General features: G+C 73.2%; 14 protein-coding genes and 1 pseudogene. 2 read left to right on the top strand and 13 right to left on the bottom strand.

Annotation, left to right across the window (positions count from 1 at the left end; all coding sequences use genetic code 11):
- Positions 1-201: pseudogene (locus ACIQGV_RS40480) on the top strand (NUDIX hydrolase); the annotation flags it as partial.
- A gap of 101 nt (positions 202-302) precedes the next feature.
- Here the strand turns inward: ACIQGV_RS40480 and ACIQGV_RS40475 are convergent.
- Both ACIQGV_RS40475 and ACIQGV_RS40470 read right to left on the bottom strand, forming a co-directional pair.
- Positions 303-704 (bottom strand): hypothetical protein, encoded by a 402-nt coding sequence (locus ACIQGV_RS40475; RefSeq protein WP_402504712.1) that lies wholly within the window; start codon positions 702-704, stop codon positions 303-305.
- Positions 705-984: 280 nt separating this feature from the next.
- The gene (locus tag ACIQGV_RS40470) at positions 985-1212 is read right to left on the bottom strand and encodes a hypothetical protein (RefSeq protein WP_402504711.1); all 228 of its coding nucleotides are present in this window, start codon (positions 1210-1212) and stop codon (positions 985-987) included.
- A 148-nt stretch (positions 1213-1360) separates the two neighbouring features.
- Between ACIQGV_RS40470 and ACIQGV_RS40465 the strand changes: the two genes are divergently transcribed.
- Positions 1361-2701 carry a tol-pal system YbgF family protein gene (locus tag ACIQGV_RS40465; protein ID WP_402504709.1) on the top strand — a complete coding sequence of 447 codons (1341 nt, stop codon included), beginning with the start codon at positions 1361-1363 and terminating at the stop codon, positions 2699-2701.
- A 201-nt stretch (positions 2702-2902) separates the two neighbouring features.
- Here the strand turns inward: ACIQGV_RS40465 and ACIQGV_RS40460 are convergent, their stop codons facing one another.
- The 11 genes from ACIQGV_RS40460 to ACIQGV_RS40410 all read right to left on the bottom strand — a co-directional run.
- Complete coding sequence (locus ACIQGV_RS40460) at positions 2903-4423, bottom strand: amino acid adenylation domain-containing protein (protein ID WP_402504707.1); 1521 nt, start codon at positions 4421-4423, stop codon at positions 2903-2905.
- A gap of 29 nt (positions 4424-4452) precedes the next feature.
- Positions 4453-5253: an OAM dimerization domain-containing protein gene (locus tag ACIQGV_RS40455; protein ID WP_402504705.1), complete on the bottom strand. Its 801-nt coding sequence runs from the start codon at positions 5251-5253 to the stop codon at positions 4453-4455.
- Positions 5254-5257: 4 nt separating this feature from the next.
- Positions 5258-7141, bottom strand: a complete 1884-nt coding sequence (locus ACIQGV_RS40450) for a lysine 5,6-aminomutase subunit alpha TIM-barrel domain-containing protein (RefSeq protein ID WP_402504703.1) — start codon at positions 7139-7141, stop codon at positions 5258-5260.
- Complete coding sequence (locus ACIQGV_RS40445; RefSeq protein WP_402504701.1) at positions 7138-8235, bottom strand: L-erythro-3,5-diaminohexanoate dehydrogenase; 1098 nt, start codon at positions 8233-8235, stop codon at positions 7138-7140. Before ACIQGV_RS40445 ends, ACIQGV_RS40450 begins: the two co-directional genes overlap by 4 nt.
- Positions 8232-9644 (bottom strand): KamA family radical SAM protein, encoded by a 1413-nt coding sequence (locus ACIQGV_RS40440; protein WP_402504699.1) that lies wholly within the window; start codon positions 9642-9644, stop codon positions 8232-8234. The genes ACIQGV_RS40445 and ACIQGV_RS40440 overlap by 4 nt, the downstream gene beginning before the upstream one ends.
- Before the next feature lie 38 nt (positions 9645-9682).
- Positions 9683-10372 carry a GNAT family N-acetyltransferase gene (locus tag ACIQGV_RS40435; protein WP_402504697.1) on the bottom strand — a complete coding sequence of 230 codons (690 nt, stop codon included), beginning with the start codon at positions 10370-10372 and terminating at the stop codon, positions 9683-9685.
- 76 nt (positions 10373-10448) lie between these two features.
- Positions 10449-11486, bottom strand: coding sequence for a pyridoxal phosphate-dependent aminotransferase (locus ACIQGV_RS40430; protein WP_402504695.1), 1038 nt, complete (start codon positions 11484-11486; stop codon positions 10449-10451).
- On the bottom strand, positions 11483-11854 hold the full coding sequence (locus ACIQGV_RS40425; protein WP_402504693.1) for a cupin domain-containing protein: 372 nt from the start codon (positions 11852-11854) through the stop codon (positions 11483-11485). Before ACIQGV_RS40425 ends, ACIQGV_RS40430 begins: the two co-directional genes overlap by 4 nt.
- A 269-nt stretch (positions 11855-12123) precedes the next feature.
- A complete protein-coding gene (ahcY, locus tag ACIQGV_RS40420) occupies positions 12124-13560 on the bottom strand; it encodes an adenosylhomocysteinase (protein WP_402504691.1) in 1437 nt (478 codons plus the stop codon).
- Positions 13538-14443, bottom strand: coding sequence for a methylenetetrahydrofolate reductase [NAD(P)H] (metF, locus tag ACIQGV_RS40415; protein ID WP_402504689.1), 906 nt, complete (start codon positions 14441-14443; stop codon positions 13538-13540). Before metF ends, ahcY begins: the two co-directional genes overlap by 23 nt.
- Positions 14440-15381, bottom strand: a 942-nt coding sequence (locus ACIQGV_RS40410; protein WP_402504687.1) for a vitamin B12 dependent-methionine synthase activation domain-containing protein, incomplete at its 5' end; no start/stop codon positions are given. The genes ACIQGV_RS40410 and metF, both read right to left, overlap by 4 nt.

The following is a 15381-nucleotide window of genomic DNA, read 5'->3' as shown; positions in this document are numbered from 1 at the left end:
ATCACCCTGGCCTCACCCGCCAGGGTCCACCTGTTCGAAGCCACTGACCTCAGCCTCGGGCCCCAGGCGCTCACCGAGACCGAACAGGACTTCAAACTGATGTGGTGGCCCATGCCCGACGCCCTCCAGGCTGCACGACAGGGCCGCTTCCTCCTCCCCGCCGGACCGCTTGCCCTCTTCCTCGCAGGGCCTCAGCACTGACACGACCCACACCACAGGTCGACCCCGCTCGTCCGCTCCCCCGTGGCGGATCGGCGGAGCCTCTCGCTGCGGTCACGCCCCCGGCCGCTGTCGTTCCTCGGTCACCGGGCCGTGTTCCGCGACGACGACATGCTCACCTTCACCGTCGCCCAGAAGGACAAGGGTGTCCTCGTCCCCGAGATCGCCAAGAAGCTCACCATCAAGACCGGCAAGAACGCGGGCAAGTACCCCTCGGTCGCCTCGCTGTACCGGGCCCTCGCCGAAGCCGAGCAGGCGCCGCGGACGATGGCCTGCCGCTGCGGCCCAAGCCTGTTCGCATCCGCCGGCTCCAGGCCCAGCCCCACCCGAACGCCGCAGGTACCCACCGTGGGTGACCTCCAGGCCGTACGCGCGCAGGAATACGCAAAGATATACGACGAACTCCTCATCTTGTCGAGCAGCGCGGCCTCGACGGCCGGGACGCCGGTGATCAGGTCTCCGGTGAACAGCTCGTCCACGTTCATCGTTTTCTCCTTTACGGTTTTCAGTGGACTCCGCGGCGGATGCTGCGGAGTTGGACCCGTCCGGCTGCCGGACCCTTGCGAAGAAGGCAGCCGGGCGGGGCGCCCGCCGCTTCCGGCGGCGGGCCCTCCCTCGTCACAGGTGGGGAGCCCGGATGCGTGACGGGGAGGAGTCAGGTGGGTGGGGATGCGGCGGCCACGCCCAGAACGGAGCCGACCGATCCCGAGACGGTGATGACCAGGAGCGGTCCGGCATAGCGGCCGACGACTACGACCAGCCGATTCACAGCCGCTCCCCACGGCTGCGCTCATTGACCTTGCGTACTGCGGCGCTCAGTCTCGCCGCCCCGTCCTCAGGCGGGGCACTACGGTGCTGCGGGCAGAGACACGGCGAGAACCGGTTCGCCCCCGGCGGCAGGTCCGCGCCCTCGTAGGTGTCGATCCTCAACACCCCGTCCGTGCCCCGCTCCTCGGTCATCCGGGCCAGACGGGCCCGTGCTTCGCTTCTCATCCCTCAGCCCTTCAGGCGACGGCTGCGGCGAGGTCTCGCCGTTCCCTGCTGCCTCTACGCAACCGCACGATCACGCTCAGCGGTACCGTTGCCGCAGCGTCAGGACTTGAAAGCCTTGAAAGTTCGCAAGGTCAGGGGGAGTTGAAGCATGGCCAAGCGTGAACCGAACGTGGCGCTCGGGCGTCTGCTCGCCGAGAGCCGCTGGACTCAACGCCAGTTCGCGCGGGCGGTGAACCGCGTCGGCACGGAGACCGGAATCCCTCTGCGTTACGACGAGTCGGCGGTGAGCCACTGGCTCGGCGGCACCGTCCCTCGGGGCGCGGTGCGCGGATGCATCCTCGAAGCTCTCTCCCGCCGCCTCGACCGCCCCGTCACCCATGCCGAGGCCGGGCTGCCCGTTCCACGCGATCGGTCCTCCGTGGCTGCGGATACCGTGGAAGGGGTGATCGACCTGGGGAGGCTGGATATGGACCCGTCACGCCGCAGTGTCCTGGGGGCCGGCCTGTTCTCCGTGGCCGTCACCATTCCCGGCTGGCCTGATGTGGTCGGGCGTGCCGATGCCGTCCGGTCCGGCCGCACAGCACGCATCGGCATGAACGAAGTGGACATGGTCGTCGCCATGACCGAGCGTGTCTCGGAGCTGGACGACGAGTTCGGCGGCCGTCACGCACGTCCCATGGCGGCCTCGTTCATGGTCAACACCGTGGCCTCCTACCTGCGCGCCGACGCAACCGAGGACGTGCGCAAGGCGATGCTGTCCGCCGCCTCCGACCTGCTCTACCTGACCGGCTACATGGCCGTGGACGAAGGGCTGCACGGTCTCGCGCAGCGCTACTACGTCAAGGCCCTGGAGCTGGCCGGCGCTGCCGAGGACCACCTGACGTACTGCACCACTCTGCGGGGCATGAGCGTCCAGGCAGTCGATCTCCGCCACGGGGCGAAGGCCATGGAGCTGGCAGACGCCGCTGCCGCCGCCTCCCCGAAAGCCGGCCCTCGGATGCTGGCCTTCCTCGTCGGCCAGCAGGCGCACGCCGCCGCGCAGACCGGCGACCGTAGGGGCGCGCTGCGCTACATCCGGGAGGCCGAGGCGGCCATGGACCGTGCCGAGTCACGCGGCAAGGCGTTCGGCTCGTACGACCCCTCTTCGCTCAACTACCACGTCAGCCAGGTGCGTTACGAACTCGGCGACAAGGCCGGAGCCGTCGAAGCCATGCAACAAGCGGACCGGCTCCGCCCCAGCGCGTACCAGCGCACACGAGTACACCGTCGTGGCCTGCTGGCCGAACGGCAGCTGGAACTCGGCCACCTGGAAGCGGCTTGCGCCACCTGGCACCAGGCCCTCGACGACTATCCCAAGGTGCAGTCCGGCCGCGCCGACGAACGCGTAAAGGCAATGTTCGGTCTCTTGCGCCCTCATCTGAAGAACGGGACGGCCCGCGACCTGTACGACCGAGCACGGACGATCGCACCACCGTCGCTGGTCACCTGATCCCGCACCGCCTTCAAGCTCAGCCGCAGAGTGGCCGGTGGACGTCGCCAGGGCGGCCGGACCGGCCGTGCCAGCCCGTGGAGCGCAGGTAGGACCGGGACTCGTCCCGACACCGAGCAGCGAAACGGGAACCCACCCGACATCACACCCCACAACGGCACGGTACGCGGGAACCTCCCCCTTCAACGGGGGAAGGGGATGTCAAACCGCGACCAGCGCCGCCCGGTCCAGCTTGCCGTGGGCCGTCACCGGGAGGCGGTCCAGGTGACGGACGTGCTGGGGGACCATATGGGCCGGGAGCTGTCCGGCGAGGGTCTGGCGGACCGTCTGGGACGGCACCGCGCCGCGGTCGGCGACGACGTAGGCGGTGAGGGCCTGGTCGCCGTGGGGGTCCGTCGTGACCAGGCAGGCCGCGCCCGTGACGCCGGGCAGCGCGCGCAGCGCCGCCTCGATCTCGCCGAGCTCGATCCGGAAGCCGCGCAGCTTGACCTGGCCGTCCTGGCGTCCGGCGTAGTGGAGGGCGCCGTCGGGGCCGGCCACCGCCCAGTCGCCGCTGCGGTAGTGGCGGCCGGAGCCGTCGGCGGCGTCGACGAAACGGGCCGCGGTCAGCTCGGGGCGCTCCAGGTAGCCGTGGCTGACGCCGGTCCCGGCGACCCAGATCTCGCCGGGCTCGCCCGGGGCCACGATCCGCCCGTCGGCGTCGCGCAGGGACACCGACAGATGGGGCAGCGGCCTGCCCACCGGGGTGCGGCCCGGCGCGGAGTCCGCCAGCACCTCCTCGGTGAGCGGGCAGTACGTGACATGGACGGTCGTCTCGGTGATGCCGTACATGTTGACCAGCTGCGCGTCGGGCCCGATGCCGGCCGCCCACCAGGCGCGCACATCGGCCGGTACGACGGCCTCGCCGCCGAAGACGACACGGCGCAGCGCGGGCAGCCGTATCCTCTCGGCGCCGGCCTCGGCGACGAGGTTGCCGAACGCGGACGGCACCTGGTTCAGGACGGTGACCCGGCGCTCGGCCAGCAGCCGGGCGAACTCCAGCGGGTCGGTGGCCGCGTCCTTGCCGACGACGACCAGCTGCCCGCCGTACAGCAGCGGCCCCCACAGCTCCCAGACGCTGAAGTCGAAGCTCAGCGAGTGGAACAGCGTCCACACGTCGTCGGTGCCCGTGCCGAGCAGCGGCACCGCCGCGTCCAGCAGGGCCAGGACGTGGGCGTGGCCGACCATGCAGCCCTTGGGGTTGCCGGTGGAGCCGGAGGTGTAGATGACGTAGGCGGTGTCGGCGGGCAGGTCCGGCGCCGTCTCGCGGACGGCCGGGCGGGCTGCGAGGACGTAGGGTCCGGCCTGGGCGAGGGGCTCCTCGCCGGGCAGCAGTCCGCTGTCGGACAGGACCAGTTCGGTGCCGGAGTCCGTCAGGAGGTACTCCTGACGGGCCGCGGGGTAGGCGGGGTCGACAGGCAGGTAGGCGGCGCCGGAGCGCAGGATGCCGAGGACCGCGCCGGGCGCGTGGCGGGTGCGGGCGGCGCGCAGCGCGACCAGCCGGCCGGGGCCGGTGCGGCCCGCGAGGCGGCGGGCGACCTCGTCGGCGAGCCACTCCAGCTCCAGGTACGTCACCTCGCCGTCGGCGTCGGCCGTGGCGGTGCGGGCGGCGTAGCGGGCGGCGACGGCGCTGAAGCGGGTGTCGATGCGGTCGGCCGCCTCGGGGCGGACGGTGACGGTCATGGGGGCCTCCGGACGGTCGGGAAGTCGTGTCACACGGCGCCGGCCGGCACCGGGACCGGCGGCGCGGGGGCGTCGGCGGGCACCAGGGCGTGCACCAGGTAGCTGGCGACGTCGCCGGGTGTGGTGCCGCGGCCGAAGACGCGGTCGGCGCCGAGCGCGGCGGCCGACGACGGGTCGAAGCGGGGTCCGCCGACCACGAGCAGCGGACGCTCGGGCTCGGCGAACTCGGCGCGCAGCTCCGCGCTCAGCTCGCGGACGTTGGTCAGATGGGCGTCGCGCTGGGTGACGGCCTGGGAGACCAGCACGGCGTCCGCGCCCTCGGCACGGGCCCGGCGCACCAGGTCGCCGACGGGCACCTGCGCGCCCAGGTTCACCACGCGCATCCCGTGGTACGCCTCCAGGCCCTTCTCGCCGGCGAAGCCCTTGATGTTGAGGATGGCGTCGATGCCGACGGTGTGCGCGTCGGTGCCGACGCACGCGCCGACGACGACGAGTCTGCGGCCGAGCCGTTCGGTGACGGCCGTGTCGGCTTCCTTCGCCGACAGCAGCGGGTAGTCGCGTTCGGCGACGACGACCTGGGTGAGGTCCACGGCGTGGGTGACGGCGCCGTACACCACGAAGAAGCTGAAGTCGGTGCCGCCGACGGGTTTGCTGTGCACCAGCAGCGGGCGTTCCATGCCCATGCGGCGGGCCAGCTGGAGCGCGGCGCCTTCGGCGTGCGGGCCGTGCGGCAGGGGCAGGGTGAAGGACAGCTGCACCATGCCGTCGTCGGTGGTGTCGCCGTAGGGGCGGACGACCTGGCCGTCCGTGGGGCTGCCGGTGCTGCTCACGGGCTCACGTTCCTTCCAGGATGTCTGCGGCCGGGTTGAGGTAGCCGGGCGCGCGGGGCACCACGCCGTCCGCGCCGCGGCCGCCGTCGGCGGGGCGGCACATGCCGCCGAACGTGCCCTGGCCGATGGCGCCGAGCAGCCCCTGGTCCCCGATGCGGGCGAGCAGGCCGACCGCCTCGTCGAGGACCTGATGGGCACGCCGGACGATGAACCCGTTCTGCGCGGGCCGGAAGTCGTCGGCGAGGGAGCCGGTCGCGCCGAGGACGTAGCGGACGTTGCGCAGCGCCAGGTCGCGGTCGGACAGGAACGGGGTGACGACGGCCTCGGTCATCATCCCGACCAGCAGGATGTTCTGCCCGGTCAGCGCTCCGGCCAGGTTGAAGAAGCCGTTGAGGAGATAGCCGCGGAAGATGTCGCCGGTCATGTGCTTGGTGGGCGGCATCCACTTCAGCGGGGCGTCGGGGAACACCTCGCGGGCCAGCAGGGCGTGCGCGAGTTCCAGGCGGAACGACTCGGGCCGGTCGGGGTCGATCTCGAAGGCGTGGCCGAGTCCGAGGAGGCCGTCGGTGAGGCCGGCCTCCTTGGCGAAGTACTCGTTGAGGAGCTGGCTGGCCGTCACGGTGTGGGCGGCGTCGACGGCGTCGGCGGTGGTGAGGTAGTTGTCCTCGCCGGTGTTGATGACGATGCCGGCGCGGGCGTGCAGCTGGCGGGAGAAGCGCTGGTCGACGAAGGTGCGCACCGGGTTGATGTCGCGGAAGAGGATGCCGTACATGGAGTCGTTCAGCATCATGTCCAGCCGTTCCAGGCCGGCCAGGGCGGCGATCTCCGGCATGCACAGCCCGGACGCGTAGTTGGTCAGCCGTACGTAGCGGCCGAGTTCGGCGGACACCTCGTCGAGGGCGGCGCGCATCAGGCGGAAGTTCTCGCGGGTGGCGTAGGTGCCGGCGAAGCCTTCGCGGGTGGCGCCCTCGGGCACGTAGTCGAGGAGGGACTGGCCGGTGGAGCGGATCACGGCGATGACGTCGGCGCCGCCGCGGGCGGCGGCCTTGGCCTGCCGGATGTCCTCGTAGATGTCGCCGGTCGCCACGATGAGGTAGATCCAGGGGGCGGGCGGGTCGCCCAGGTCGCCCACCAGGCGCTCGCGTGCGGCGCGGGCGGCGTCGATGCGGGCGAAGCCGCGGCCGACGGCGCGGCGTGCGGCGCGGGCCGCGGCACTCGCGTCGGCGCCCTCGGGGATGCGGAAGGGCACGCTGCGGGCGGCGGCGTGCGCGGCGAGGTCGGTCAGGTCGCGGTAGCGGCCGGTGGCGAGCGCGTCCCACACCGGCAGGCACACCCCGTGCTCCAGGCCGACGGCGTCGCGGACGGTGTCCACGAGCCGGTTCACCCAGGGGATGCCTTCGGTGTCGGCGCCGTCCAGGCCCGCCAGGCGCAGGGTGGCGCGCTCCACGGCGACGGTGGTGTGGGAGCGGGCCAGCTCCACCACGGGCCGTCCGGCCCGCTCGGCGAGCGCCCGTGCCCGTGCCACGACGGCCGGGTCCAGGCCCAGCTTGCCCGCAGGGGTCCGCGCCGGCTCCCGCACCACGGCGGCCGCGGTGGTCGTGGCGGCCGGGGCGGCCGGGGTGGTCGTGGCGGTCGTGGCGGTCGTGGCGGTCGTGGCGGTCGTGGCGGTCGTGGCGGTCGTGGCGGTCGTGGTCGCGCTACCGGACCGGTCCGGTACGGCGGGAGCGGGGCCCTGCGCGGGAGCGGCACCCGGCGTCGTCGCATGGCCAGGCGTGACCGTGGGGTCCGGGGTGGCCGCGGGGCCCAAGGCAGTCGCGGGGCCCGGGGCAGTCGCGGGGCCCGGGGCGGTCGTGGGGGTCGGCATCGGCGCGGTGTCCGGTGTCGTCATGTCCGGGCTCCCTCGCCGAGGGCGCGGCCGGGGTGCACCACGCGGTCGAACAGGGCACGGACGCCCGGGTCGCGGCGGACCAGGTCGAGGGCGTGGTCGCTGTGGCCGGGCTGGTAGCCGTTGCCGATGAGGAGGGTGACGTCGCGGGCCAGGCCCTCGGCGCCGAGGGCGGCCGCCCCGAAGGAGGTGGCCATGGAGAAGAAGACGACGGTGCCGCCGTCGCGGGTGGCGAGCACGGCGGCGTGCTCGCATCCGGCGACGTCGGTGCAGACCACGGTCACGTCGGACTCCCCGCCGCGCCGGGCGAGCTGCGTGTGCAGGCCGAGGGCGTCGCGGGCGTCGGCCCGTACGACGACGTCGGCGAGGCCGGAGGCGATGAGCGCCGCCTCCTCGGCGGCGTCGGGGACCACGCCGGTCAGCCGTCCGGCGCCGGCCCGGCGGGCCGCGGCCAGGGCCAGCGAGCCGGACTTGCCGGAGGCGCCCAGCACCAGCACGGACGGGGCGGTTCCGGTGCGGGCGCGTTCCTCGACGACGCGCCGGGTCAGCGCCGGGGCGCCGCACACGTCCAGCACGGCGAGGGAGAGTTCGTCGGGCAGGTCGGCGGGCAGCCGCGCGGCGACGGACCGGCCGAACAGGATGGCGTGGCCGCGGGCGGGGACGCGTTCGCTCGTGCCGTCCCAGTCGCGCAGTCCGTCGGTGAGGTGGAGCGGGGTCAGGGTCAGCGACACCAGCGTCGCCACGCGGTCGCCGGGGCGCAGCCCCAGCGGGGAGGCGGGGCCGGTCTCGGCGACGGTCCCGATCAGCATGCCGCCGGAGCCGGTCACCGGGTTGTGCATCTTGCCGCGCTCGCGGACGATCGCGCACACCGCGTCGCGCACCGCGGCCCCGTCGCCGCCGTGCGCCTCGCGCAGCTGGCGGAACGAGGCGGCGTCCAGGTTCAGGCAGGACAGCTCGATGCGGACCTCGTCCTCGGCGATGCGCGGGGAGGCGTCCAGCCGCCAGGCCGCCTGCGGCAGCACCCCGGCCGGGTCGAGGACCCGGCGCACCCCCAGCGGTGACGGCCCCGCCGGTGCCGTGCGGGCCGGCGCGCTCACGGTGCCGCCCCGATCAGCGTGCGGGCGCTCTCCCACCAGCGGCGGCCCTCCTCGGGCAGGGTGTGCACGGGGTCGTAGGAGTGGTGGACGCGGTCCAGCGCGGCCGGGTCGTCGTGCTCCACCGTGGTGCGGTAGTTCTTCGTCCAGGACGCGATGCCCCGCTCACGGTCGTAGCCGTCGGCCTGGTCCACCCACCGCTTGCCGACGTAGGGCACGTCGCAGACCAGCCGGGGGGTGGCGAAGCCGGGCAGATAGCCCATGATCGAGCGCTGGAGGCGCTGTGCCCGCCACAGCGGGATCCGCCAGTGCTCGGCGCCCGGGATCAGGTCGCACAGATAGAAGTAGTAGGGCTGGACGCCCGCCGAGTCCAGCAGCGCGAAGCACAGGTCCAGCAGCGCCTCGGGGGTGGCGTTCACCCCGTCCAGCAGCACTCCCTGGTTGCGCACGTCGCGCAGGCCCGCCGCGAGCAGGGCCCGTGACGCCTCGGCGACCAGCGGGGTGATCTGCTGGGCGGCGTTGGCGTGGGTGTGCAGGGCGAGGCCCACCCCGCGGGAGCGGGCCTTGTCCGAGAGGCGGGCGACACCGTCGAGGACCTGCGGGGCGAGCCAGTGCTGCGGCAGGCCGACCAGGCCCTTGCTGGCCAGGCGGATGTCGCGCACCGAGTCCAGGTCGAGCAGCCGGTCCACGAAGGACTCCAGCCGCGGCCAGGGCACGTTGGCGACGTCGCCGCCGGAGACGACGACGTCCCGGACGGTGGGCGTGGCCCGCAGGTAGTCGATCATCCGGTCGAGGCGGTCGGCGGGGCGCAGCACGAACCGGTACTTGGTGACCTGCGGGGTGGAGGTGCCCACCAGGTCCATGCGGGTGCAGTGCCCGCAGTACTGGGGGCAGGTCGTGACCAGTTCGGCGAGGACCTTCGTCGGGTAGCGGTGGGTCAGGCCCTCCACCGCCCACATCTCCGCCTCGTGCAGGGAGTCGCGGGAGGCGAGCGGGTGGCTGGGCCACAGCGGCTGCCGGTCGGAGGCGACGGGCAGCATGTAGCGGCGTACCGGGTCCTCGTACCAGGCGGCGGTCGCGGGCGGGGTGCCGGGCGCGATCGTGTTCAGCACGTGCGGCGGCAGCAGGATCGGCATGGTGGCGTGTTCGCGCTGGTCGGCCTCCAGGTCGGCCAGGAACACGTCGTCCAGGCCGGGCCCGGCCACCGCGCGCAGCTGCGCGACGCTCTTGACGCAGTGGGCGCGCTGCCACTGCGCGTCGCGCCACTGCTGTTCGGTGACGTCCCGCCAGCCGGGGAAGCGCCGCCAGTCGGGCTCGACGGCCTCGTGGCGGCGGTAGGCGTAGGGCTGCGGGAGCGGATCGGCGGCCGTGTCCGCGAGGACGTCGCCGGCACGCGGTGAACGGGACACCATGGTGGGGTTTCCTCGGTTCCTGGGTTCGGTGGGGCCGGTCAGCGGGTGAGCCGGTGGACCAGCAGGCCCTCGGCGTCACGCTCGGGCAGCAGCTGGAAACCTGCGCGTTCGATCACACGCCGCGAAGGGGTGTTGTCCTCGGTGGTGGTGGCGATCACCGTGTCCACGCCGGGCCGGGTGAGTGCCCAGCGGGCCAGTTCGGCGAGCGCCTCGGTGGCGTAGCCCTGGCCCCTGGCCGGTGCGGCGAGGTCGAAGCCGATCTCGGCGCTGCCGTCCGCGGGCGGGCCGTGGAAGCCCATCGCGCCGACGACCTGTGTGTCGGCGGTGCGCATCAGCAGGTACATGCCCCAGCCGGGCAGGTGGACGCCGGCGTCGGCGGCGCGTACGAGCATCCGTGCCGCGACCTGGGTCTCCTCGCTGGGGGTGCCGCCCGCCCAGCGCAGTCCGGCGGCATCGGCGGCGGCGATCAGCCGGCCCTCCTCGGGCAGTGCCTCGCGCAGCCACAGCCGCTCGGTGACGAGCAGGTGCGGTGCGGTGCGGGCGGCGTCCTCGGCGGCGGCGGCGCGCACGGGGGCGGGCCGGCCGTCGGTCCACACCTCGGCGATCCGGTCCAGGCAGTCCTGCTCGCTGCCCTGCCAGTCGGTGAGCTGCCAGCCGTCGGGCAGGCCGGTGCCGGCCGGCCACACCGCGTACTGCCGGCGGGTGTTGATGATGACTGCGTGGGTCACGTGCTTCTCCTGGAGATGCGGGGCATACGGGCCGGGCCGGCCGTACGGGCGGTCGCCCGGCGGCGGGACACGGGTGTCACCGGGCAGGACCGGTGGGGTCGATCGTGTCGACGGCGTCGAGGAAGCGGGCGAGGTCCGCGACCGGGCCGAGGGACACGCGCAGGTACCCCGTCAGGCCGAAGCGTCCGGCGTCGCGCACGAGGAGGCCGTGCTCCTCGGCGAGGCGGCGTTCGGCGGCGGCCGGGTCGGAGACCGCGACGGCCACGAAGTTGGTGGCGGAGGGCAGCGCATGCCGTCCCCGGCGCTCCAGTTCGCCGCGGAACCAGTCGCGGCGCCGCGCGTTCTCCCGGGTCACGTGCGCCAGGTGCGCCTCGTCGGCGAGGGAGGCCACGGCGGCGGCCTGGGCGACGGTGTTGACGCTGAACGGCATCGTGCCCTGCACGGCGTGCAGCGCGGCCACCAGGTCGCGGCTGCCGACGGCGTAGCCGATGCGCAGTGCGGCGAGGCCGTGCGCCTTGGAGAAGGTGCGCAGCGACAGCAGCGGGGCGCCGCTGCCCAGGTAGTCGCGCAGACGCGGGGTGCCGGGCGGGGCGAAGTCCAGGTACGCCTCGTCGACGACGAGGGGGGTGCCGGTGACGGCGGCCCGTTCCACCAGCAGGTCGAAGCCCGCGCGGTCGAGGACGGCGCCGGTCGGGTTGTGCGGGTGGCACAGGTAGACGATCCCGGCACGGTCCATCGCCGCGGCGAGGGCGGGGGCGTCGGCGCGGGTGCCGTCGAGGGGGATCTCCTCGCAGCCGCGCCCGGCGGCCGTCAGGCAGATGCGGTAGCCGGGGAAGGTGCCTGCGGTGGTGACGCCCGGGCGGGAGCGGTCGCCGAGGGCGAGCGCGGTCAGCAGGACGAGTTCGTCGCTGCCGTTGGCGACGGCGATCTGGTCCTCGGCGACGCCGTGGTGGGCGGCCATGGCCGCGGCGGGCACGGCACGCCCGGGGTCGGGGTAGAGGGCCGTGGGGCGCAGCGCGGCCTCGGCGGCGCGCAGCGCGAGGGGGCTGGGCCCGTAGGGGCTCTCGCTCAGGTGCAGGCGGGCCTCGGCGGTGACGGTCGGCGCGGTGGTCACGCGGCGTCCCCGAGCAGGATGCCGAAGCAGTAGCTGCCGGGCTCCGCCTCCAGGGTGAGGAAGCGGTGCTCGGCGCCCGCGGGCACGTGCAGCAGCGCGGGGGAGGCGAGGTGGTGGGTGACGCCGTCGACGGTGACCTCGATCCGGGCGCCGCCGGGGTTCGGGGACACCAGGAAGTACACCTCGGCGACCTCGTGCCGGTGCGGGTCGGCGACCGGCCTGTCCACCAGGTGGTCGATCGGCCCGCCGGCGACCTGCACCGGCATCCCGCCGAACATGTCCGCCGTGAGGTAGAAGGGCGCTGGTTCGTGATGGCCTGCCACCGGCAGGAACTGCGGTACGTCGGTGCGGATCTCGGCGGCTGCCACGACGGCACCTCCCCTTCCGGATTGGGTCCTGGCGCTGGGACGCCGGGCGCTGGGGGAAGCGTGGCCGAACCGGCTTGAGCGGTGCTGGAGCTGCTTCTCGTCCGCCGCTCCTCGCGGCCGCTCCTCGCGGCTGCTTCTCGTCCGCCGCTCCTCGCGGCGGCTCCTCGCGGCTGCTTCTCGTCGGCGGCGGACGGGCGGGCCGTGGGCGTGGGCCGGTGCCCCGTCCGTCCGCCGCCGACCCGTCCGCGGGAGGACGCGGTGACGGAGGGTCAGTAGCGGTAGTGGTCCGGCTTGTACGGGCCGTCGACCTCGACACCGATGTAGGCGGCCTGCTCCGGACGCAGGGTGGTGAGCTTGACGCCCAGCGCGTCCAGGTGGAGCCGGGCGACCTTCTCGTCCAGGTGCTTGGGCAGCGTGTACACACCGGTCGGGTACTCGGCCTGCTTGGTGAACAGCTCGATCTGGGCCAGCGTCTGGTCCGCGAAGGAGTTGGACATCACGAACGACGGGTGGCCGGTGGCGTTGCCCAGGTTCAGCAGACGGCCCTCGGACAGCACGATGATCACCTTGCCGTCCGCGAAGGTCCAGGTGTGGACCTGCGGCTTGACCTCGTCCTTGACGATGCCCGGGACCCTGGCGAGGCCGGCCATGTCGATCTCGTTGTCGAAGTGGCCGATGTTCCCGACGATGGCCTGGTGCTTCATCCTGGCCATGTCGGCGGCCATGACGATGTCCTTGTTGCCGGTCGTGGTGATGAAGATGTCGGCCGTCTCCACGACCTCGTCCAGGGTCGTGACCTGGTAGCCGTCCATCGCCGCCTGGAGCGCGCAGATCGGGTCGATCTCGGTGACGATCACCCGGGCGCCCTGGCCCCGCAGCGACTCCGCACAGCCCTTGCCGACGTCGCCGTAACCAAGGACGACCGCGGTCTTGCCGCCGATCAGGGTGTCGGTGGCACGGTTGATCCCGTCGATCAAGGAGTGACGGCAGCCGTACTTGTTGTCGAACTTCGACTTGGTGACGGCGTCGTTGACGTTGATCGCCGGGAACAGCAGCGAACCGTCACGGTGCATCTCGTACAGACGGTGCACACCGGTCGTGGTCTCCTCGGTGACACCGCGGATGCCTGCGGCGAGGGTCGTCCAGTCGAGGGTGCTCGACTCCAGCAGGGCCCGGACGACGGCGAGTTCCTCGTTGTCGGCGGGCGGGAGCTGGCCCGTCTTGCGGTACTCGACGCCCTGGTGGACGAGGACGGTGGCGTCGCCGCCGTCGTCGAGGATCATGTTCGGGCCGGCGTGGCCGGGCCAGGTCAGCGCCTGCTCCGTGCACCACCAGTACTCCTCCAGGGTCTCGCCCTTCCAGGCGAAGACCGGGACGCCCTGGGGGTTGTCCGGAGTGCCGTTCGGGCCGACGGCGACGGCGGCGGCCGCGTGGTCCTGGGTGGAGAAGATGTTGCAGGAGACCCAGCGGACCTCGGCGCCCAGGGCGACCAGGGTCTCGATCAGGACGGCGGTCTGCACGGTCATGTGCAGCGAGCCGGTGACACGGGCGCCCGCGAGGGGCTGTGCGGCGGCGTACTCCTCGCGGATCGCCATCAGGCCGGGCATCTCGTGCTCGGCGAGGGTGATCTCCTTGCGGCCGAACTCGGCCAGGGACAGGTCCGCGACCTTGAAGTCGGTGAAGTCAGCGGGCGGCTGCGAAGGCATGGGCACTCCTGGTTCGGTTCTGGATGTTCCGGTGGATCTCGAGGGTCGCGCTGGACCGGTTGAGGGTGATGTAGTGCAGCCCGGGAGCGCCTTCGGCGAGCAGCCGGTCGGCCATGGCCGTGGCGTGGTCGACGCCGATGCGGTGGCCGGCTTCCGGATTGCCGCGGGCCCCCTCCAGCCGCGCGGCGAGGTCGTGGGGGAAGGTCGCGTGGGACAGTTCGGCGAACCGGGCGATCTGCCGGGCGTCGGTGGCCGGCATGATCTCCGGGATGATCGGCGTGGTGCAGCCCGCCGCCTCCACCCGGTCGCGCAGCCGCAGGTAGTCCTCCACCCGGAAGAACATCTGCGTGACGGCGTAGTCGGCGCCCGCCCGGCACTTGGCCACGAAGTGGCGGATCTCGCTCTCCCAGTCGGGCGAGCGCGGATGCCGCTCGGGGAACGCGGCCACGCCCACGCTGAAGGCTCCCGACCCGCGCACCAGGGACACCAGCTCGTGCGCGTGGCGCAGGCCCCGCGGGTGGGGCACCCAGGGGGCGTTCGGGTCCCCCGGCGGGTCGCCGCGCAGCGCGAGCACGTCCCGCACGCCCGCGTCCGCGTACTGGCCGATGATGTGGCGCAGTTCGTCGACGGAGTGGCCGACGGCGGTCAGGTGGGCCACCGGCCGCAGGGTGGTCTCGGCGGCGATCCGCTTGGTCACCTCGACCGTGCGTTCCCGCGAGGAGCCGCCCGCCCCGTAGGTGACCGACACGAACGACGGCGCCAGCGGCTCGACCCGGCGGATCGCGTGCCACAGCGTCCGCATGCCCGCCTCCGTCTTCGGCGGGAAGAACTCGAACGAGAACGACGGCTTCCCGGTCGCGAGGATCTCGCGCAAGGGGGTCATGACCGGCCTCCGGCGTTGAAGTAGCTCGCCTCCGGGTGGTGGACGACGATGGCGTCGGTGGACTGCTCGGGGTGCAGCTGGAACTCCTCGGACAGGTGCACGCCGATCCGCTCGGGCCGCAGCAGATCGGCGATCTTGGCGCGGTCCTCCAGGTCCGGGCAGGCCGGGTAGCCCAGGGAGTAGCGGCAGCCCTGGTACTCGGTGCGGAACATGCCGTCCAGGGAGCCGGGGTCGCCCGCGGCGATGCCGAGCTCCGAGCGCACCCGGGCGTGCCAGTACTCGGCGAGCGCCTCGGCGAGCTGGACGGACAGGCCGTGCAGTTCGAGGTAGTCGCGGTAGGAGTTGGACTCGAACAGCCGGGCGGTCTCCTCGCCGATGCGGGAGCCGACGGTGACGACCTGGAGGCCGACCATGTCGGTCTCGCCGGACTCCTCCGGGCGGAAGAAGTCGGCCAGACACAGCCGCCGGCCGCGGTCCTGGCGGGGGAAGGTGAAGCGGGTGCGCTCGTTGCCCCGCTCGTCCAGGACGATCAGGTCGTCGCCCTTGGACACGCACGGGAAGTAGCCGTGCACGACGGCCGCCTCCAGCAGGTTCCCGGTCTGGAGCCGGTCCAGCAGGCCGCGCAGCCGCGGCCGGCCCTCGGTCTCGATCAGGTCCTTCGTCAGGCCCCACTGGCCGCGGAACAGCGCCGTCTCGTCGAGCCAGGAGGCGTACTCCTTGAGCTGGATGCCCTTGACGACGCGGGTGCCCCAGAACGGCGGGGCGGGGACGGGGTTGTCGACGGCCACGTCGGAACGTGCCTGTCCCTCGTCCTGCGGGCGCTCCACGACCTGTGCAGGAGCCGTGGCGCGGACGCGGCGCTGTTTGAGTTCGGGGAGCTTGGCGCCCGGCAGGCCGCGTTTGACGCCGATGAGGGCGTCCATCAGGCGCAGGCCCTC

The organism is Streptomyces sp. NPDC093094, assembly GCF_044754345.1.
Taxonomy (GTDB): Bacteria; Actinomycetota; Actinomycetes; order Streptomycetales; family Streptomycetaceae; genus Streptomyces.
The sequence above is the reverse complement of the archived record's forward strand: the minus strand, read 5'-3'. Positions and strand labels throughout refer to the sequence as shown.